Origin of the sequence: Ferrovibrio sp. MS7, from assembly GCF_038404985.1 — a bacterium.
GTDB classification, from domain to species: Bacteria; Pseudomonadota; Alphaproteobacteria; order Ferrovibrionales; family Ferrovibrionaceae; genus Ferrovibrio; species Ferrovibrio plantarum.
The window spans coordinates 1,475,244-1,494,337 of sequence record NZ_JBBKBA010000001.1 but is presented as its reverse complement, the minus strand read 5'-3'; the positions used below and the strand labels follow the sequence as shown (position 1 = coordinate 1,494,337).

General features: G+C 64.9%; 21 protein-coding genes. 13 read left to right on the top strand and 8 right to left on the bottom strand.

Annotated elements, in window-relative coordinates; genetic code table 11:
- The first annotated feature begins 2 nt into the window (after nucleotides 1-2).
- The 9 genes from asnB (at nucleotide 3) to V6B08_RS07100 (ending at nucleotide 8,287) form a co-directional block, all read left to right on the top strand.
- Entirely contained in the window at nucleotides 3-1,913 is a 1,911-nt protein-coding gene (gene asnB / locus V6B08_RS07140) for an asparagine synthase (glutamine-hydrolyzing) (RefSeq protein WP_341979107.1), read from the top strand.
- Nucleotides 1,910-3,178, top strand: coding sequence for a 3-deoxy-D-manno-octulosonic acid transferase (locus tag V6B08_RS07135; RefSeq protein WP_341979105.1), 1,269 nt, complete (start codon nucleotides 1,910-1,912; stop codon nucleotides 3,176-3,178). Before asnB ends, V6B08_RS07135 begins: the two co-directional genes overlap by 4 nt.
- Nucleotides 3,179-3,195: 17 nt before the next feature.
- Nucleotides 3,196-3,675: a nuclear transport factor 2 family protein gene (locus tag V6B08_RS07130; protein WP_341979103.1), complete on the top strand. Its 480-nt coding sequence runs from the start codon at nucleotides 3,196-3,198 to the stop codon at nucleotides 3,673-3,675.
- A gap of 42 nt (nucleotides 3,676-3,717) precedes the next feature.
- Nucleotides 3,718-4,533, top strand: coding sequence for a CoA transferase subunit A (locus V6B08_RS07125; RefSeq protein ID WP_341979102.1), 816 nt, complete (start codon nucleotides 3,718-3,720; stop codon nucleotides 4,531-4,533).
- A 5-nt stretch (nucleotides 4,534-4,538) separates the two neighbouring features.
- Nucleotides 4,539-5,288, top strand: a complete 750-nt coding sequence (locus tag V6B08_RS07120; RefSeq protein ID WP_341979100.1) for a CoA-transferase — start codon at nucleotides 4,539-4,541, stop codon at nucleotides 5,286-5,288.
- Nucleotides 5,285-6,040: a DUF3750 domain-containing protein gene (locus V6B08_RS07115; protein ID WP_341979098.1), complete on the top strand. Its 756-nt coding sequence runs from the start codon at nucleotides 5,285-5,287 to the stop codon at nucleotides 6,038-6,040. The genes V6B08_RS07120 and V6B08_RS07115 overlap by 4 nt, the downstream gene beginning before the upstream one ends.
- A 98-nt stretch (nucleotides 6,041-6,138) precedes the next feature.
- On the top strand, nucleotides 6,139-7,065 hold the full coding sequence (bufB, locus tag V6B08_RS07110; protein WP_341981603.1) for an MNIO family bufferin maturase: 927 nt from the start codon (nucleotides 6,139-6,141) through the stop codon (nucleotides 7,063-7,065).
- Nucleotides 7,049-7,816: an HvfC/BufC family peptide modification chaperone gene (locus V6B08_RS07105; protein WP_341979096.1), complete on the top strand. Its 768-nt coding sequence runs from the start codon at nucleotides 7,049-7,051 to the stop codon at nucleotides 7,814-7,816. The genes bufB and V6B08_RS07105 overlap by 17 nt, the downstream gene beginning before the upstream one ends.
- A gap of 6 nt (nucleotides 7,817-7,822) precedes the next feature.
- Nucleotides 7,823-8,287, top strand: coding sequence for a DoxX family protein (locus tag V6B08_RS07100; protein ID WP_341979093.1), 465 nt, complete (start codon nucleotides 7,823-7,825; stop codon nucleotides 8,285-8,287).
- A 9-nt stretch (nucleotides 8,288-8,296) separates the two neighbouring features.
- On the opposite strand, the gene V6B08_RS07095 is transcribed toward V6B08_RS07100, so the two are convergent.
- A complete protein-coding gene (locus V6B08_RS07095) occupies nucleotides 8,297-9,532 on the bottom strand; it encodes an MFS transporter (protein WP_341979091.1) in 1,236 nt (411 codons plus the stop codon).
- Nucleotides 9,533-9,655: 123 nt separating this feature from the next.
- Between V6B08_RS07095 and V6B08_RS07090 the strand changes: the two genes are divergently transcribed.
- Nucleotides 9,656-11,008: a hydrolase gene (locus tag V6B08_RS07090; RefSeq protein ID WP_341979089.1), complete on the top strand. Its 1,353-nt coding sequence runs from the start codon at nucleotides 9,656-9,658 to the stop codon at nucleotides 11,006-11,008.
- 139 nt (nucleotides 11,009-11,147) lie between these two features.
- Here V6B08_RS07090 and V6B08_RS07085 read toward each other — a convergent pair whose 3' ends face one another.
- On the bottom strand, nucleotides 11,148-12,056 hold the full coding sequence (locus V6B08_RS07085) for an SDR family NAD(P)-dependent oxidoreductase (RefSeq protein WP_341979087.1): 909 nt from the start codon (nucleotides 12,054-12,056) through the stop codon (nucleotides 11,148-11,150).
- A 14-nt stretch (nucleotides 12,057-12,070) separates the two neighbouring features.
- Complete coding sequence (locus V6B08_RS07080) at nucleotides 12,071-12,586, bottom strand: KdsC family phosphatase (RefSeq protein ID WP_341979085.1); 516 nt, start codon at nucleotides 12,584-12,586, stop codon at nucleotides 12,071-12,073.
- Nucleotides 12,587-12,773: 187 nt separating this feature from the next.
- On the opposite strand from V6B08_RS07080, the gene V6B08_RS07075 reads away from it, so the two are divergent.
- Together V6B08_RS07075 and V6B08_RS07070 are read left to right on the top strand one after the other, a co-directional pair.
- Nucleotides 12,774-13,559: an AAA family ATPase gene (locus tag V6B08_RS07075; protein ID WP_341979084.1), complete on the top strand. Its 786-nt coding sequence runs from the start codon at nucleotides 12,774-12,776 to the stop codon at nucleotides 13,557-13,559.
- A 26-nt stretch (nucleotides 13,560-13,585) separates the two neighbouring features.
- Complete coding sequence (locus tag V6B08_RS07070; RefSeq protein WP_341979083.1) at nucleotides 13,586-14,335, top strand: AAA family ATPase; 750 nt, start codon at nucleotides 13,586-13,588, stop codon at nucleotides 14,333-14,335.
- Here the strand turns inward: V6B08_RS07070 and V6B08_RS07065 are convergent.
- The 4 genes from V6B08_RS07065 to V6B08_RS07050 all read right to left on the bottom strand — a co-directional run bounded on the left by V6B08_RS07065 (nucleotide 14,332) and on the right by V6B08_RS07050 (nucleotide 17,177).
- Nucleotides 14,332-14,826, bottom strand: a complete 495-nt coding sequence (locus V6B08_RS07065) for a YcgN family cysteine cluster protein (protein ID WP_341979081.1) — start codon at nucleotides 14,824-14,826, stop codon at nucleotides 14,332-14,334. The genes V6B08_RS07070 and V6B08_RS07065 overlap by 4 nt on opposite strands.
- A gap of 6 nt (nucleotides 14,827-14,832) precedes the next feature.
- Nucleotides 14,833-16,062: a polyhydroxyalkanoate depolymerase gene (locus tag V6B08_RS07060; RefSeq protein ID WP_341979080.1), complete on the bottom strand. Its 1,230-nt coding sequence runs from the start codon at nucleotides 16,060-16,062 to the stop codon at nucleotides 14,833-14,835.
- Nucleotides 16,063-16,200: 138 nt separating this feature from the next.
- A complete protein-coding gene (locus V6B08_RS07055; protein ID WP_341979078.1) occupies nucleotides 16,201-16,815 on the bottom strand; it encodes an SCO family protein in 615 nt (204 codons plus the stop codon).
- Nucleotides 16,812-17,177, bottom strand: a complete 366-nt coding sequence (locus tag V6B08_RS07050) for a 4a-hydroxytetrahydrobiopterin dehydratase (RefSeq protein ID WP_341979077.1) — start codon at nucleotides 17,175-17,177, stop codon at nucleotides 16,812-16,814. The genes V6B08_RS07055 and V6B08_RS07050 overlap by 4 nt, the downstream gene beginning before the upstream one ends.
- 94 nt (nucleotides 17,178-17,271) lie before the next feature.
- Here V6B08_RS07050 and V6B08_RS07045 point away from each other — a divergent pair, with 94 nt between their 5' ends.
- The gene (locus V6B08_RS07045) at nucleotides 17,272-17,688 is read left to right on the top strand and encodes a metallopeptidase family protein (protein WP_341979076.1); all 417 of its coding nucleotides are present in this window, start codon (nucleotides 17,272-17,274) and stop codon (nucleotides 17,686-17,688) included.
- Nucleotides 17,689-17,701: 13 nt separating this feature from the next.
- Here V6B08_RS07045 and V6B08_RS07040 read toward each other — a convergent pair whose 3' ends face one another.
- Nucleotides 17,702-19,093 carry a sensor histidine kinase gene (locus tag V6B08_RS07040; RefSeq protein WP_341979075.1) on the bottom strand — a complete coding sequence of 464 codons (1,392 nt, stop codon included), beginning with the start codon at nucleotides 19,091-19,093 and terminating at the stop codon, nucleotides 17,702-17,704.
- Nucleotide 19,094 lies beyond the last annotated feature (1 nt).

Genomic DNA, 19,094 nt, shown 5'->3' with positions numbered 1-19,094 from the left:
CCATGTGCGGCATCGCTGGCCTGCTCGACCCTCATTCCGGCCCGGACCGGCTGCGCGAAATCGCCGCGGCGATGACGGCCTCGTTGCAGCATCGCGGCCCCGATGACGGCGATGTGTGGGCAGATACCGCCGGCATCGCGCTGGGTCAACGCCGCCTCAGTATCATCGACCTGTCGCCGCTTGGCCGCCAACCCATGGCCTCCCATAGCGGCCGCTACATGCTCACCTATAACGGCGAGATCTATAACTTCCAGGCGTTGCGGCGCGAACTGGAAGCCGCCGGCGTGCCGTTCCGGGGCCATTCCGATACCGAGGTGATGCTGGCTGGCATAGAAGCCTGGGGGCTCGAACCCTGCCTTGCCCGGCTGCAGGGCATGTTTGCCCTGGCACTCTGGGACCATGAAACCCGGACCCTGTCGCTGGCCCGCGACCGCGTCGGCATCAAGCCGCTCTACTGGTATCCGGTCGGCACTGAGGGCATCGCCTTCGCCTCCGAGACCCGCGCCTTCCATTATTTGCCCGGTTTCGAGAAACGGCTGGATGCAACGGCCGTTTCCGACTATCTGCGCTTCAACTACATCCCGACGCCGCGCAGCATCTGGCAGGGCCTGCGCAAGCTGCCGCCGGGTGGCCTACTGATCAAGCGCCCGGATGCCGCGCCGGAAGAGCGGCTGTACTGGACGCTGGACCAGGCCATCGCCGCCGAACCCGCTGTCACCAGCGATACGGAAGCCACGCAGCGCTTGCACGAATTGCTGCGCGACGCGGTGCGCGACCACATGATCAGCGATGTGCCGCTCGGCGCCTTCCTCTCCGGCGGCATCGACAGCAGCCTGGTGGCAGCCCTGATGCAGAGCCAGTCGGCACGGCCGGTGAAAACCTTCACCATCGGCTATACCGAGTCCGGCTATGATGAATCGCAGGCCGCCGAGGCGGTGGCGAAGCATCTCGGCTGCGAGCATACCACCCTGACCGTCACGCCGGCCGAGGCGCTGGAAGTAATTCCCGGCCTGGCCTCGATCTATGACGAGCCCTTCGCCGATGCTTCGCAGATCCCGACCTATCTGGTGGCGCGGCTGACGCGGCGGCATGTCACCGTGGCACTCTCCGGCGATGGCGGCGATGAAGGCTTCGCCGGCTATAACCGCCATGTCATGGCACCAGCCTGGCAGAATTATGCCGCCTGGCCGGCGCCGTTGCGCCAGGGCCTGGCCGGTGCGCTGCGGCTGTTGAGTCCATCGCAATGGGATAGTGCGGCCGGCCTGCTGCCGGCTTCACTGCGCCCGCCGCAATTCGGCGAGAAGCTGCATAAGCTGGCCGGCACGTTGCAGGCGGAAAGCCTGGAGCAATATTACCGCCCGCTGGTGGAGCAATGGCCCGATGCCGCTGTGCTGCTGCAACAGCCGGGCGCGGTGCCGCCCTTGGCGAAACGCCACAAAGCTGAGGATATAGTTGCCTATCTGCAGCGCCTCGATGCCGGCACTTATCTGCATGACGATGTGCTGACCAAGGTGGACCGCGCCACCATGGCGGTGGCGCTGGAAGCGCGCGTGCCGCTGCTGGATCACCGCGTGCTGAGTTTCGGCCTGGCCCTGCCACGCAATATCAAGCTGCGCGACGGCAAGGGCAAATGGCTGCTGCGCCATCTGCTCGGCCGCTATGTGCCGCCGGAATTGTTCGAGCGGCCGAAAAGCGGTTTCGCGGTGCCGATCGGCACCTGGCTGCGTGGGCCGCTGCGCGACTGGGCCGAGGATCTGCTCTCGGAAGCGGCCCTGAATGAAACCGGCCTGCTGCGCGCCACCCCGATCCGGCAAGCCTGGCAGGATCACTTGAGCGGCCGCGCCAACCGGCAATACGGCCTGTGGGGCGTGCTCATGCTGCAGGCATGGCAACGGCAATGGCTGAAAGCATGAGCGGGCTGGAAAGCCTGTGGCGTGGCATCGGCCATGCCATCGCGCCGGGTATCGCCCTGTGGCTGCGCCGCCGCGTGGCGCAAGGCAAGGAAGATGCTGCGCGGCTTGGTGAGCGCAATGGCATCGCCAGTCTGCCCCGCCCCGCCGGCCTGCTGGTCTGGAGTCATGCCGCCAGCGTTGGCGAAGCGGTGGCGCTGATCCCGCTGCTGCAGCGGCTGCAGGCGGCACGTCCTGACATTGCCTTGCTGATCACCACCGGCACCCGTACCTCGGCGGCCACCGTGGCGTCGCGCGCACCGGGCCTGCTGCACCAGTATCTGCCATCCGATCTGCCACAGGCCACCGACCGCTTCTTTGCCCATTGGCGGCCGAATCTGGTGCTGTGGAGTGAAAGCGAACTCTGGCCCGGCCTGCTGGCTGGCGCGGCGCGGCGCGGCATTCCCATGCTGCTGCTGAATGCACGTATGTCGGAACGCTCCTGCCGCCGCTGGCAGCGCGTGCCCGGCATCGCACGCTGGCTGCTTGCCGGCTTCGAGACCATCTATGCCCAGAGTCAGGCCGATGCCGAACGCTACCGCGTGCTGGGCGCCCGCGACGTGCAGAGTCTGGGCAACCTGAAACTCGCAGCGCCGCCGCTGCCGGCGGACGCAGCAGCCCTGGCCGCCCTCCAGGCCCAGACCGCCGGCCGGACACTCTGGCTGATGGCCTCCACCCATCCCGGCGAAGATGAAACCACCGCCACGATTCAGCGTGCCGTCGCCGCCCGGCATCCTGGCCTGCTCGGCATCGTGGTGCCGCGCCATCCCGAACGTGGGCCGGCGGTAGTCGAAGCTTTGCGCCAAGCCGGCCTCAAGGTGAGCCGCCGGGCTGCTGGCGAAGCCATCACTGCTGCGACCGACATCTATGTTGCCGACACGCTCGGCGAACTCGGCCTGTGGTATCGCCTCTGCCCGATTGCGGTGATGGGCGGTTCGCTGATCGCGCATGGCGGGCAGAATCCGATGGAGCCGGCGCGGCTTGGACGCGCCGTGCTGTTCGGCCCGCATATGTTCAATTTCAGTGAAATTGCTGCCGATCTGGTGGCGCGTCATGCTGCCACGCAAGTGCCGGATGCCACAGCTTTGGCTCTGGAACTCGCCCGCCTGCTGGATGATCCAGCCGCGCTCGCGGCGATGGGCCAGGCCGGCGCCGCTTTTGCCACAGAGCAGAATGCCGTGCTGGACAAGACCGAACAGGCCGTGCTGCAGCGGCTGCATAACCTATAAAAACCGGGAGAGATACAATGAGCGAGACGGCGGCTTTCATTGCCTTGATGGAGCAGTTTTCCGATGCCGTGCGGCGCCAGGATATTCCCGGCTTCACGGCCCTGTTCACGCCGGATGCCTATTACGATGATGTGTTCTATGGCCGCCATGATGGCCGCGCGGCGATTGGCGAGATGCTGGCGAAATTCTTCCGCGATGGCAGCGATTTCGAATGGGAGATGCACGAACCGGTGGCGGCAAACGGCATCGGCTATGCCAACTGGCTGTTCAGCTTCACCTCGAATATGGCGCCGAACCAGGGCAAACGCGTACTGATGGCCGGCGCCAGCCGCTATCGCCTGCGCGATGGCCTGATCGCCGGCTACAACGAATGGTGCTACCAGGCTTCCTGCCTGGTCGGCATCGGCGTGCCGGTGACGGCCTTGGAGAAATCACTAAAACGTCAGGATGCCAACCTCCGCGCCAGTGCCGACCCGGTGCGTCATCGCTTGCGCTAGGCGCCGACCGGCGCGACAATCGGCGGGCTCTGGAGGCCTGCCATGACTTTCTCCGTCGACGATCTCGCTGCCCTGATTCCAAATGGTGCCAAAGTCGCCGTGCCGCCGGATTATTCCGGCGTGGCGATGGAACTCACCCGCGCCATGATCCGCCGCGGCATCCGCGATCTGCATGTGGTGGGCGTGCCGGTGACCGGCCTGCAGACCGAAATGCTGATCGGCGCCGGCGCCGTGCGGGTGCTGGAAACCTCCGCCGTCACGCTCGGCGAGTATGGCACCGCGCACCGCTTCATCGCCGGCCTGAAGCAGAAGGCCTTCCGCATGCTGGATGCCACCTGCCCCGCGATCCATGCCGCGATCCAGGCCGCCGGCAAGGGCATTCCCTTCATGCCGTTGCGTGGCATGCTGGGTACCGACCTGCTGAAACATCGCAGCGACTGGCAGGTGATGGACAATCCGTTCAGCACCGAGCCTGATCCCATCGTGCTGCTGCCGGCGATCCGGCCGGATTTCGCCCTGTTCCATGCTCCCTACGCCGACCGCAACGGCAATGTCTTCATTGGCCGTCGCCGCGAACTGGTGGCGATGGCGCATGCCGCCAAGCAAGCGTTGGTGACGGTGGAGGAAATCCGCGACATCGACCTGCTGGCCAACGAAGAGAGCGCCGCCGGCACGCTGACCGGCGCCTATATCGGCGGCATTGCCGTGGCACCGCGCGGTGCCTGGCCGGTGAACCTGTGGAATATCTACGGTCATGACGAGGCGCATATCACGCGCTATTGCGAACTGGCGCGCAGCGAGGCCGGCTTCGCGCAGTATCTCGCCGAATTCGTGCTGCCGCGCCAGGCGGCGGAGTGAGCGCCATGGCCGAACTGCCGTTCCGCCCGCAGGAATTGCTGATCCATACCATCGCACGGCTGCTGGCCGGCTGCCGGCTGATCGCCACGGGTTCGTCCTCGCCGATCCCCGGTGCCGGCGCGCTGCTGGCGCGGGCGCAATCCGGCGGCCGTATGCGCGTGAATGTGCTCGGCAGCATCCGCAACGATTTCTTCTGCGATGGCGGCGTCGAATTATTCGACATCGCGGCCCAGGGCCGGCTGGAGGCCTTCTTCCTCGGCGGCGGCCAGATCGATGGCGAGGCTAATATCAATCTCGTCGGCGCCGGCGGCGAATACCCGCAAACCAACGTGCGCTGGCCCGGCTCCTTTGGCTCGGCCTATCTCTATTACCTGGTGCCGCGCGTGATCCTGTTCCGCGAAGAACATTCGCGCCGCGTGCTGGTGCCGAAGGTGGATTTCATCTCTTCGGCCGGACCGAAGAATGACGGCACCTATCGCCCCGGCGGCCCCATCGGCCTGCTGACCAATCTGTGCTGGTTCTCCTTCGACCGCGCGCGCCGCCGCTTCACGCTGGAGAGCGTGCATCCGGGCCACAGCGTCGAGGAAGTGCGCGACCATACCGGTTTCGATTTCGACTGCCCGGCAACGGTGTCGGAAACGCCGCCCCCTGACGCCGCCACCCTGGCGCTGATGCGCGGCCAGATCGCGCGCGAACTGGCCGAGACCTATCCGCGCTTCGTGGCGCGGTTGTTTCCGGACAGCCTGGCGGCATGAAGCGCCTGATCCTCATCCTGCTGCTGGCTCTGCTGCTGCCGCTGGCCTGGAGCGGCGCCTCGGTGGCGCTGGGCGAGCGGCCACATTGGTCGGTGGCTTCCACCGCCAGCATCGATATCGCGCCCGATCCGGCGACCACGCAGGAAGCTGTGATCCAGGTCTATGCCGCGCGGCTTTGGGGCTGGCGCGGCGCATTGGCGGTGCATAGCTGGATCGCGGTGAAGCCGGAGGGCGCGCCGAGCTACCAGCGCTTTGACATCATGCGCTGGAGCAGCCCGCCGCTGCGCCAGCGCATCACCACAGAGCCGGATACGCGCTGGGCCGGCAACGCCCCGGAATTGCTGCTCGACCGCCGCGGCCCGGAAGCCGCCGCGCTGATCCCGAAAATCCTCGCCAGCATCGAGAGCTATCCGCATGGCAAGGAATACATCACCTGGCCGGGGCCGAACTCGAACAGCTTCATCGCCCATATCGGCCGCAGCGTGCCCGAACTAGGCCTGGAATTGCCGCCAACCGCCATCGGCAAGGACTATATCACCGATGGCGCGCTGCTCGGCCGTGCCCCCAGCGGCGAGGGCGTGCAGGTATCGCTGTTCGGCCTTGCCGGCCTGCTGGTGGCACCGCGCGAGGGCCTGGAAATCCACTTGCTGGGCCTGACGCTGGGCATCGACCCGCTGCGGCCGGCCATCAAGCTGCCCGGCATCGGCCGCATCGGCCTGCCTGCCAACCCTGAACGGGGCAACACGGACTAGAACAACCGGCGTTAACCTTGCGTCAAGCCGCACAACCGGGTGTTATGATCCGCTGGTTCCGATCCTGATCCTGGCCTCAAGGAGTATGGCTGTTGCAGATGGCCGCCCCGTTTGCCGCTTCCACCGGTGCCGCAGCCATGCCGCTGCCGGCCGGCATCGGCATGCGCGCGCCGCATCATGTGGCTTTGCTCGAGCAGCGCCCGCCGGTCGGCTGGCTAGAAATCCATGCCGAGAGCTATATGGGCGGCGGTGCGGCACTGCATTACCTGGAGCAGGCACGCCAGCATTGGCCGATCGCCGTGCATGGCACCGGCCTTGGGCTTGGCGGCAGCGAACCGCCGAACGCGGCGCATCTCGACCGGCTCGCTGCCCTGGTGGCACGGACTGAACCGCTGCTGGTCTCTGAGCATCTCGCCTGGACCGGCATCGATGGCCGTTACTACAACGACCAACTGCCGCTGCCTTATACCGATGAGACCCTGGAGCATTGCCGCCGCAATGTCGCGGCAGTGATGCAGCGCCTGCAGCGCCCGATCCTGATCGAGAATCCCGCGACCTACCTGCGCTACAGCGAAAGCCATATGTCGGAGGTGGATTTCCTCACGCAACTGGTGGCCAGCACCGGCTGCGGCCTGCTCTGCGATATCGGCAACATCTATGTCTCGAGCTTCAACCATATCGGCGCTGGCGCTGCCCATGCGGTGGCGGAAGCCTATCTTGAGGACTTGCCACGCCAGGCGGTGCGGCAGCTTCACCTCGCCGGATACCGCGAGGCCGAGCTGGATGGCGGCGATGCCATCCTGATCGACGACCATGGCACCATGGTGCCGGAACCGCTCTGGCGGCTCTACCGCCATGCGGTGCAGCTATTTCCTGAAGCCGAGACGCTGATCGAGTGGGACAGCAACATCCCGCCGCTCAGTGCCCTGGTGGCGGAAGCCGCCCTGGCCGACCGCCACCGCGCCGCCACCCTCGACAGCAGCCCGAACGGCATTGATGAGCAGGGCGATGAACAGGCTGCCTGACCTGCAGCGCGATTTCGCCGCCGCCCTGGTCGGACGACCCAGCGCCATGGCGGCGCGCGTGCTAGAGGATGCCATCCCGGCCTCCAGCCGCATCCAGGTCTATGCCGATCAGTTCCGTATCAGCCTGATCGAGGCGCTGGCTGCCACGTTTCCAGTCAGCCATGCCCTGGTCGGCGAAGCCTTCTTCACCCAGGCGGCACGTGACTTCGTCTTGCGCCAGCCGCCGCGCGACCCCCGGCTGTTCATGTATGGCGGCGACTTTCCGGCGGCATTGCGGGCGTTGCGCGATCTCGCCGGCCATGCCTACCTGCCCTGCGTCGCGGCTTTCGAATGGGCCTTGCATCAGGCCTATCATGCCGAGGATGCGCCACCGCTGGGCGCCGACGATATCGGCGATGCCGAAGCCATGGCGAAGCGGGCCTTGCGGCTGCATCCTTCCGCCCGCCGCCTCGATACGCCCTGGCCGGTCAGCGAGATCTGGCAGGTGCACCAGCCCGATGCACCAGCCATCGACAGCATCGACCTGAAGCAGGGCGGCGAGCAATTGCTGGTCTGGCGTGCCGGCATCGATCTGCGCTGGTGCAAGCTGACGGCCGCGGAAGCCGTCTTCCTCGACACCATTCTCGCCGGCAAATCGCTGGCCAAGGCGGTGGCCCAAGCCCAGGCGGTGGCACAGGCAGCCGGAACATTCGACTTCACCGCCAGTTTTGCCTGGTGCCTGGAAGGCGGCGTCTTCGGACGGCCCGGCTGACGCACCATGCTGTTCGCGATCCGCAGCGCCCTCACCGCCTTGCCGCTCAGTCCGGCGCTGCTGATGCTGCGCATCGCGCTCGCGATACTGTTCTGGCGGTCCGGCCTCACCAAGGTCACCACCACGGCTTCGGGCATGCTGCCGGAAATACCGCCACGTCTGGCGGCCGGCGTGGTCGATATCTTCGCCAATGAATACCGCGTGCCGCTGCTGGGCCCGGAAACCGCCGCCATGCTGGGCGCCGGTGGCGAACTGATCCTTTCGGCCCTGCTGCTTTTCGGCCTGTTCGGCCGCTTCGCCGCCGCCGGCCTTTTGGTGGTGACACTGGTGATCCAGTGGGTTTATCCCGGCGACTGGAGCGATCACCTGTTGTGGGCCGGCGGCCTACTGCTGCTGGTTATCCGTGGCCCCGGCTCACTCTCGCTCGACCGCCTGTTCTGGGAACCGCTAAATCCGCGCCTGCGGCGTTAGAGCATTGCTCTAGTTGGGGGCTTTCTCCCGCGCCCACCACCACAGCGCCAGCGGCCCCAGGCCGGCACCAAAGCCCATCACCGCCAGGCCCAAGCCCCAGGACAGCACACCCTGGCCGAAGACCGGGAACACGGCATCGAGCGCCAGGCCGACGCAGAGCGGCCCAAGCACGCTGGCGCCGAAGCCGAAGATCGAATGCACCGCCATGGTGGCGCCGCGCGAGGCCGGATCGGCCGCCGCCATCATGCCGGCGGTGAGCGAGCCGGAATCGCCGCAGATGAAGATGAAGTAGACGCACATGTAGAGCAGCAGCCAGAGCACAGGCAGCGCGCTGACAAAGCCATAGGCGATGCCCATCAGCGCCGAGATACCCATGATCACCATCAGTGCGCGGCGGCGGCCGACCTTCAACGCCACCTCGTTGCCAAGCAGGCTGGCCGGCAGGCCGATCAGGGTGACGAAAGCGGCGAGCAAGGTCGGCCCGGGCAGCCAGGAGGGCGCGTTCGCCGCCTCGCGCGCCAGGGCGAAAACCAGAAACGCCGTGAGCCAGGTGCGCATCGCCATCAGCTCGAAGCCATGGGCGCCATAGGCGACGATATAGCCAAGGGCGGCCCGGTTGCGGAACACCGGCCGCCAGTCGAGCCGCGGCTTGCCTGCGGTTTTCGGCGGCGGCAGATCCGACAATACCAGCCAGGTCACTATCGCGGGCAGCAGCGCCAGGGCGCCGACAACGGCGAAGCTGACACGCCAGCCGAACCACTCCGCCAGCAGGCCGGTGAGCGTGAAGCTGGCGGCGATGCTGACCGAGTAGCAGGCGGTGTAGAGGGTGACGGCACGGCTTTGCAGCGCCGGGCCGGAGCCGCCCGGCAGCAGGTTCAGCCGGTCGGTGAGCGCCCGCAGACCGGGCATGTAGATCGCGGCATGGCCGATCCCCGCGATACCGCGCAGCAGCATGGCGCTCCAGAAGCCATCGGCAATGGCGGCGTAGATGATGGTGCTGCCACCGGCCAGCACGCAGCCGGTGAGGAATACCCATTTGGCATCGATACGGTCGGTAAGCAGCATCGCCGTGGCGACGCAGGCCATGTAGCCGAGGTAGTACATGCCGGCGATCCAGCCGGCCTCGGCATTGCTTAGGCCCCAGGCGGCAATGAAATCCGGCACCAGGGCGGGGAAACTGGAATTGGGCAGGATGCCAAACACGCCCAGCGCGGAAAGCAGCAGAATCAGGCGGCGGGGGGTCATTGTCGGCGGGGCTTCACATAACTGTCATCATATTGTCATGATTAGCATCCACCCATGCTTGACGGCCAGCCCTGGGGCCGCTGTCATGCTGGAAAAGATAAGAATCGTCTCGGAGTGAACGCCATGCTGCCTGTTTCCCGCCGCTCCTTCCTGCTCGGCACTGCCGGTGCAGCCACGCTGCCACTGCTCGGCTGCGCCAGCACGCCGGTGGTGCCGCCACCGGTGCCGATCGTGTTCGTGCATGGCAATGGCGACACCGCCGCCTTGTGGCACACCATGCTGTGGCGCTTTGAATCGAACGGCTTTCCGCGCGACCGCCTGGCCGCCATCGACTTCCGCTATCCGCTATCGCGCAGCGTCGATGACAAAGAGCAGGAACTGCGCTCCTCCACCGCCGAGGCCCGCCAAGAACTCGCCGCCTTTGTCGCCGAAGTGAAGCAACGCACCGGCGCCGAGAAAGTCGCGCTGGTCGCCTCCTCGCGCGGCGGCAACGCGGTGCGCAATTTCATCAAGAATGGCGGCGGCACCGCCCATGTCAGCCATGCCATCCTCTGCGGTACGCCGAACCATGGCGTGATCGTCTCCGACCGCATCCTGGTCGGCAGCGAATTCAACGGCGCCGGTGCTTTCCTGCGCCAGCTCAATGACGGGCCGAACGAAGTGGTGCCCGGCACGCAATGGGCCACCACGCGATCCGACAATGCCGACAAATTCGCTCAACCCGATGGCCGTTATCTCGGCCTGCCGGCCGGCACGCCCACCGGCGTCACCTTCGAGGGACCGGCCCTGAAGGGCGCCAAGGATATCGTGCTGCCGGGCCTGGACCACCGCGAGGTAGCGTTCCATCCCAAGGCCTTCGCGGCAATTTATGAATTCCTGCTCGGCAAGCCGCCGGCAAGCCTCGCGATCCAGGCCGAGGCCGCACCGGTACTGAACGGCAAGGTGAACGGCATGCCGGGCGGCACGCCGACCAATCTGCCGGTTGCCGGCGCCAAGGTGGAAATCTATGAGACCGATCCGGCGACCGGCCAGCGGCGCGGCCTGGTGCATAGCAAAACCACCGGCAGCGATGGCCTCTGGGGCCCCTTCACCGCCAAGCCGGACGCGACCTATGAATTCGTGGTCAGCGCGCCGGGCGAAGCGATCACCCATATCTACCGCACGCCCTTCCCGCGCTCATCCAACCTGGTGCATCTGCGCCCGGGCCGCCTGAGCGATGCCGACAAGGCGGCTGGCTCGTCGATCACGCTGACCCGGCCGCGTGGCTATTTCGGCCATGGCCGCGATGTCTTCACCATCGATGGCGCTGTGGCGCCGGGCGTGAGCGAAGGCGTGCCCGCACTATCCACCGGTACGCTGCGGCTGCCGGCGGCGGCGCCCCGCACCGTGCTGGTGCGCGGCAATGACGAAAACTTCGCGGTGCAGAGCTGGCCGACAGCCGAGAACCGCGTCGTCTTCGCCGAGATGCATTACTGAATAAAGTGATGCCCGGCTCACTGTAAGCGCGTGAGCGCCAAGGGGCGTTCATGGGCGCACAGGCCCGAAGGGCCGGGCATGACGAGGCTATCAACACTAGGCGTCACCCCCGGGCTTGACCCGGGGGGCTTGCGCCGCGTCACTTCTTCTGGAAGAAGCCAAAAATCTTCGCCACTTCCTCCATGGCCGCGGCATAGGCGCGCGCCTGGCTCATATCGGTAATGCGGCCGTAATTCTCGGCGATCATTTCTGGCGACACACTGCTGCCGGCACCGAAGAACACGCCTTCGCTTTCCACCACCTGCGCCTTGGCATAGAAGCCGGCGCCGGCGGAAACGATATCGCCGGTGGCATTGCAGGCTTCCGAGCAGAGATAGACCACGGCGGCGGTGATGTATTCCGGCTTGAGATGCGGCAGCAGGGCCGGCGGAAACAGGGCTTCGGTCATGCGCGTGGCGGCCACCGGCGCGATGGTGTTGACCAGGATGCCGTTCTTGGCACCTTCCTGCTTCAGCGCGTTCATCAGGCCGACCAGGCCGAGCTTGGCGGCGGCATAGTTGGTCTGGCCGAAATTGCCATAGAGCCCGGCAGCCGAAGTGGTCATGACGATGCGGCCGTAATTTTGCGCCTGCATCACCGGCCAGGCTGCCTTGGTGACATAGGCCGAGCCAAGCAGATGCACATCCACCACGGTATCGAAATCACCGAGTTCCATCTTGGCGAAGCTCTTGTCGCGCAGGATACCGGCATTGTTCACCAGCACATCGACGCGGTCCCAGGCATCCATGGCCGCCTGAACGATGCGTGCGGCACCTGCCGCATCGGAAACGCTGTCATGGTTCGCCACCGCTTCACCACCAGCGGCCTTGATCTCAGCCACCACTTGGTCCGCCGCCTTGGCCGAACCGCCGGTGCCATCCACCGCGCCGCCGAGATCGTTCACCACCACGCGGGCGCCGCGCGCAGCCAGCGCCAGCGCATGGCTGCGGCCCAAGCCCGAGCCGGCACCGGTGACAATGGCAACGCGCCCCTGGAAATCGATGGCCATCGGACTCTTCTCCCTTATCTTTTCTGATAGTCGAGCAGGAAATCGCAAATCTCGCGCACGGCGCCATCGCCACCCTTGGCTTGCGTGACATAGCGCGATGCCTGTTTCACTGCCGGCCGCGCATTGGCCACCGCAATCGGCAGGCCAACTTCGTGCAGCACGGTGAGGTCGTTGATGTCATCAGCCATATGCGCCACCTGGTGCAGACCGATGCCGAGATCAGCGCAGATCGTCCTGAGCACCGGCAGCTTGTCATGCACGCCCATATGGCAATGCTTGATGCGCAGCCGCTCGGCGCGGCGCGCGATGGCCGGCGTATTGCTCATGGTGATCAGGCAGACGGCGATGCCGGCCTTCTGCACCGCGACGATGCCGAAGCCATCCTGCACATGGTATTTGCGCGCCTCGCCGCCATCCTCGAAATAATACAGCCCGCCATCGGTGAGCGTGCCATCGAGATCGAGCGACAGCAGCTTGATCTGGGACAGCGAAGCAATCAGGGCAGCGTCCAGCGAAATGGAATCAGACATGAATAAGGGCACCCTCCGGCAAGGCGCCGATTATGCGCGAACCCTCACCGCGTGCCAGTGCTGCCGTCGCGGCAGACGGGCGGAAAATCGTATCGCCGGCGATTCTTATGTTGCCATAATGTTCTTTATGCGCTACCCTCTTAATCATATTGCCTCTTCATACTTCTCGCCTTTCGGAGCAGCGCCGATGCTGACCAGCCCGTTTCTCAAGCGCATCACCCTGCTGCCGGAGCGGATGCTTCCGGATCTCTTCCCATTCAGCCGGCTGAAATGGCTGAACGAAGACTTCGAGATCAGCCTGACTTCGCCCATCACCATCCTGGCCGGTGAGAATGGCAGCGGCAAATCCACCTTGCTGGAAGCCATTGCCCGCCTCGCCGGTTTTCCGGCCTATGGCGGCAGCCGGGATCACCAGTTGCTGTCAGGCGTCGGTTCCGATCCGCTGGCCCATGCCCTGCGTGCCTCCTGGCTGCCCAAGGTGACGCGGGGCTTCTTCTTCCGTGCCGAAAGCTTTTTCAATCTCGCCGACTATATCGACCGCGACGGTAATCCCGATGCCTGGGGCGGCCGCAATCTGCATGGGCAGAGCCATGGCGAATCCTTCCTCGCCACCTTCCGCCACCGCCTGAACAGCCAGGAGCGCGCCTTCTACATCCTGGACGAACCCGAGGCGGCTTTGTCGCCGCAGCGGCTGCGGCAGTTCATCCGTATCCTGGATGAATGGCAGACCTCGAGCCGCACCCAGGCCATCATCGCCACCCATTCGCCGATCATCATGGGGCTGCCCGGCGCCGACCTGCGGCTGATCAATGCCGAGGGCATCGCGCCCTGTCGCCTGCGCGATGTGCCGCATTTCCGCGAGTTGCAGGGCTATTTCGACGATCCCGACAGCTATTACGACGAAGCCATCAACACGCCGCTGCCCGATCTGCCCCCGGCCCTGCCGTTCGACCCGGATGACGAGCCTTACTGAACGCCATGCCGCTCTCCGCCCCTTTCTTGAAACGCCTGATCTTGCTGCCGGAACGGATCGACCGCGCGGCCTTCCCGTTCTCGCGTCTCTCCTGGCTCGAGGATGACTTCCAGCTCGGCTTCACGGCCCCCATCACGATTCTGGCAGGCGAGAATGGCAGCGGCAAATCGACACTCCTGGAAGCCATCGCCAGCCTTTGCGGTTTTTCCGCCTATGGCGGCAACCAGCATCACCGGCTGCTGCATGTCGGTGGCGCCAATCCGTTGCGCGACGCCTTGCGGGCCGCCTGGCTACCGAAGGTGACGCATGGCTTCTTCTTCCGCGCCGAAAGCTTCTTCAATCTGGCGAACTACATCGACGAGGAAGGCGACAAGGATTATTGGGGCGGCAAGAAGCTGCTGGATCAGAGTCATGGGGAATCTTTTCTCGCCACCTTCGAGAGCAAGTTCAAAAGCCGCAAGCCCAGCATCTATATCCTCGATGAGCCCGAGGCTGCGCTGTCGCCGCAACGCATGCGGCGTTTCCTGCGCCTGATGGACCGCTGGCAGAATGGCAGCCATGTGCAGGCGATCATCGCCACCCATTCGCCGATCATCATGGGTCTGCCCGGCGCCGACCTGCGACTGATCAATGACGAGGGCATCACGCCCTGCCGCCTGCGCGATGTGCCGCATTTCCATGAGATGCAGAATTATTTCGCCGATCCGGACAGCTATTACGACGACGCGATCAACGCGCCGCTGCCGGAGGATGACGAGGGTCAGAGCGAGAATTAGCCCCGCTTGGTCTTTTTCTTCGCCGACTTCTTGGGCTTCGGCGGGCCAGGATGGTCGACCCAGTCGACGATATGATGCTCCAGCGGCCCGGCCTTCAATTCCGAGATCGCCTTGCCGCGCACCGAGACACCGAGCTTATGCACCAGATCGCGGTCGCCGCTCTTGAGGTAATGCCACCAGGGCAGGTCCTTGCCGAGATGTACCCGGCGATAGCCGCAGGTGGCCGGCAGCCAGTCCATCTTCGCCACCACAGCCGGGGTCAGCTTGATGCAGTCCGGCACGATTTCCTTGCGCTTGGCGTAATTGGAGCAGGCGCCGGATTTGCAGTCGAGCAGACGGCAGGCGACATTGGTTGCCTCCAGCGTGCCTTCGTCCTCATCCTCGAGGCGATAGAGGCAGCATTTGCCGCAGCCGTCGCAGAGCGCCTCCCACTCGGCGGTGGTGAGCTGCTTCAGCGTCTTGCGGCGCCAGAAAGGCTTTTCTCCCGGCATCGCGCCTCAGGTGTTCCGATCATGCCTGGCGATGAAAGCGGTGACACGCGGCGCGATCTGCTCGCGCCAGCGGCGGCCGTTGAACACGCCGTAATGGCCCACGCTGGGCTGCAAATGGTGCTCGCGCTTTGCCTTCGGGATGCGGCCGCAGATGGTATGCGCCGCATGGGTCTGGCCGATGCCGGAAATATCGTCGAGTTCACCTTCCACGGTGAGCAGGGCGGTACGCTCGATGGCATTGGTATCGATGATCTGGCCGCGCCAGGGAAAACGGTGCAGCGGCAGCAGATGCTGCTGGAACACGCGCTGCACGGTTTCGAGGTAGTAATCCGCCGGCAGGTCCATCACCGAGAGATATTCGTCGTAGAAAGCCTTGTGCTGCTGCGCGCTGTCGCCATCGCCCTGGATCAGGTGGTGAAACAGCCGCACATGAGCGCCGACATGGCGGTCGATATTCATGCTCATGAAGCCGGAGAGCTGGATGAAGCCGGGATAGACGCGGCGCATGAAGCCCGGATAATTCACCGGCACGCGGTTGATCACCGAATGCTCGAACCATTCGATGGAGCGTTCCTGCGCCAAGGTGTTCGGCACCGTGGGGCTTAAGCGTGTGTCGATCGGGCCGCCCATCAGGGTCATGGAAGCGGGCACATTGGGATTGCGCGCCTGGCTCATCAGCGCCACCGCCGCCAGCACCGGCACGCTCGGCTGGCACACCCCCATCACATGGGTGTTGGGGCCGAGATGATGCAGAAAATGGATGATGTAGTCGATGTAATCATCGAGGCCGAAATCACCGTCGCGCAATGGCACCAGCCGGGCATCGCGCCAGTCGGTGATATAGACCTCATGATTCGGCAGCATCGCTTCCACAGTACCGCGCAGCAGCGTGGCGTAATGACCCGAGAGCGGCGCTACGATCAGCAGCTTGGGGTCCTTGCGCTGGGCGGTGCCCTCGCGCTCGAAATGCTTGAGCTGGCAGAATGGCAGGCGCAGCACCACGCGCTCGTTCACTGCGCGCTTGCGGCCGCCGACGGTGACAGGCTCAAAGCCGAATTTCGGCTTCGGATAGCGCCGTGTGACGCGCTCGAACACTTCCAGGCCGGCCGCCAGACCGCGCGCCGCCGGCATCATGTTCACCGGATGCGGCAGGTTCAGCAGGCTAGCCTGTGCTTCGGCCATGAGACGCATCGGCGCCATGGCAGCATGCTGCCATTCGTGTAGTTGATAGAGCATCGGGTCCCACCCCTTATGTCGCGGCGAAAACCGCAGCCATGGCGGAATCATGACAAGAAACCGCCACGAGGGATAGTGTTATTTTGCAGTGCAAAAATATACTTTCGGCGGCCTTGACCTGGTCCACCAAGGCAATGTTCAGAGCGCCGCCTTGACTCGCTTCACGATATCTTCCGGCGTGGCGTTGTGGCGGAAATGCGCCAGATATTTGCCGTCCCGGTTCATCAGGTAGAGGAAGCCGGAATGATCCATGGAATAGTCCAGGCTGGAATTTTGCAGCTTCACTTTCTGATAGTAGACGCGGTAGGCCTTCGCTGCTGCGGCAATCTGCTCCGGCGTGCCGGTGAGGCCGATCATGGATTCGTGGAAGGCCTGCACATATTCCTTCATCACCGGCGGCGTATCGCGTTCCGGGTCCACGGTGATCAGGATCGGCACCACGTCCTTTGCCGCAGCTCCCATCTCGTCCAGCGCGATAGCGACCGTCTGCAACGCCGTGGGGCAGATATCGGGGCAGGAGGTGAAGCCGAAATAGATCAGTTGCAGCTTGCCGCGGAAATCCTTGTCGGTGACGGCGCGGCCATTCTGGTCGGTGAGCGCGTAAGGGCCGCCGATGCTGACCTCGCCGACGCCGGCACTGTCCTGCTTGCCGCCATCCAGCCAATGCACGACATAGAAGCCGGCAAAGACCACGATGGCCGCAACAGCAGCAATCGCCAGGCCGCGGACCAGGCCACGCAGAGCGGAATTCATGATGCCTTGCCTCCCATGGCAGTCGCCCCCATGGCAAGGGCCATGGCGTCGATCACCTTGGCCAGGTCGATGTCGCGGCGGCTTATGCCGCCGGCATCATGGGTCGAGAGCGTGATATCGACGCGGTTCCAGACATTGAACCATTCGGGATGATGGTCCGCCTTTTCGGCTGCCAGCGCGACGCAGGCCATGAAGCCGAAGGCGGCATTGAAGTCGGCGAAGCGCAAGGAGCGCTGAATGGCATCGCGCCCCTCGACCAGCGACCAATGCGGCAAGGCCGCCAGCGCCGCTGTGCGCTCTTCCTGATTCAGCTTGGCAATCGCCATGGCCGCCTCCTCCGCTTGCTGCCCGCGGCTATACAAACCGCGCCAGCTCAATAAAATATACAAACTGTACTGGGGCGACTACCTATCGTGGACCACGCCCCGCCGCAACCACCCTGGGACAACACGCCGCATGGGCTCTGCTTCACATATCGGTGCGGACAAGTTGCCGCCAAGTCTGGATGATCTGGCCGCACTCGCGGAAGCTGAACGCTCGCGGCTGATGCCGGCTTTGGGCCGTTTTCTCGATGGCGTACCAATCCGCGTCGAGGAATTCCCCGATGAGGATGTGCAGACCACGATGGGGCTGGAAAGCCCGTTCGACCTGCTCGGGCTCTACCAGGGCGGCAGCATTACCGCCGAAGAAGCCGGCTTCACCGGCACCATGCCGGCGATGATCTTCCTCTACCGCCGGCCCTTGCTGGATTACTGGTGCGAGAATGCCGAGCCTTTGGGCCGGCTGGTGCGCCATGTGCTGATCCATGAGATCGGCCATCATTTCGGCCTGTCCGACGAGGATATGGAACGCATCGAAGCGGCGACGGATTAGCCGAGCACCAAAGTTACTCTAATGGCAGCGTCACCGTGACGCGGGTGCCCTGGCCCGGCCGGCTGTCGATCACCAGGCTGCCGCCATGCAGATCGGTGAAGCGCTGTGCCAGCGGCAGGCCGAGGCCGGTACCGCGCGTCGCTTCAGCGGTGTGGCCGCTGGCCTGACCGAACGGCACCACGGCGCGCGCCACCTGCTGCACGTCCATGCCGGGCCCGGCATCGGCGATAATGAAGGCGATGGCCTGCGGCAGAATTTCCGCCGCGAATGTCACCTCGCCACCGGCAGGTGAGAATTTCACCGCGTTCGAGAGCAGGTTGACCAGGATCTGCTTCAGCGCCCGCTCATCCGCCTGCAGCGACGGCAGTGAAGGCGGCACTATCAACTTCAGCTTCACCTGCCGCTTGTGGGAGAGGCCGGAAACCAGCAGGCTGGCGGCGCGCATCGCGGCGGCGATGTCGATTTCCTCGCGGTGCAGTTCGAACTGCCCGGCCTCGACCTTGGAAAGATCCAGGACGTCGTTGATCAACGACAGCAGGTGCTGGCCGCTTTCGTGAATATGGCGGGCGTATTCGCGGTACTTGTCGCCGCCGAGCGGGCCATAGACCTCGCCTTCCAGCACCTGGCCGAAGCCGATCACCGCGTTCAGCGGCGTGCGCAATTCATGGCTCATATGGGCAATGAAATCCGACTTGGCCCGCGAGGCATGCTCAGCATGCTGCCGCGCCATCGCCGCCTGCTGCAGGGCCTGCTGCAGCCGCGTCGCCTGGGCGCGCAGGTCGCCGGCGGCGGCATGGGTGATGCGGCGGTGATGCGCGATGGCGTAATTCGAGAAACTGCCGACGATGACGGCGGCGAAGAGGTAGAACTGCATCACCACGAAAGCGCCGAACTCGCCGGGCATGATCCATTCCCGCAGCCAGACGGCGTCGTAGATGCAGACCAGCGGCACCGCCACCCAGGCAATTTCCGGCAGCGTCAGGCGCAGCAGCACGAACAATGCCACCACCACCAGCAGGATGCCGGGAACATAGAAGCCGCGCAGCGGCTCGTCTGCCAAACCAACCAGCAGGCCAAAGCCCAGGGCAATGGCGAAGGCAGCGGCCTGGGAATGGCGCGTCGCCCAGTCCGGCCGACGCAAGGCCGGATGCCAGGTGAGCAGCAGGAGCAGGGCGAAGCTGGCGCAGATCAGCGCCCGGGCAACCAGCAACCGGCTGCGACCATCGGCGCCAAAAAGCAGGTCGACGGCGGCGAACAGGCCGAACAGCGCCAATGCCAGCAGCAGCGCGATCCGGGCAAAAAACAGGGTGGCATCAAGATCGGCCCAGCGATAGGCCGCTTCTTCGCCGGGATCGGCGAAACACGCATCATACCAGCGCAAACGCGCCCTACCCGCCTCGGTCATC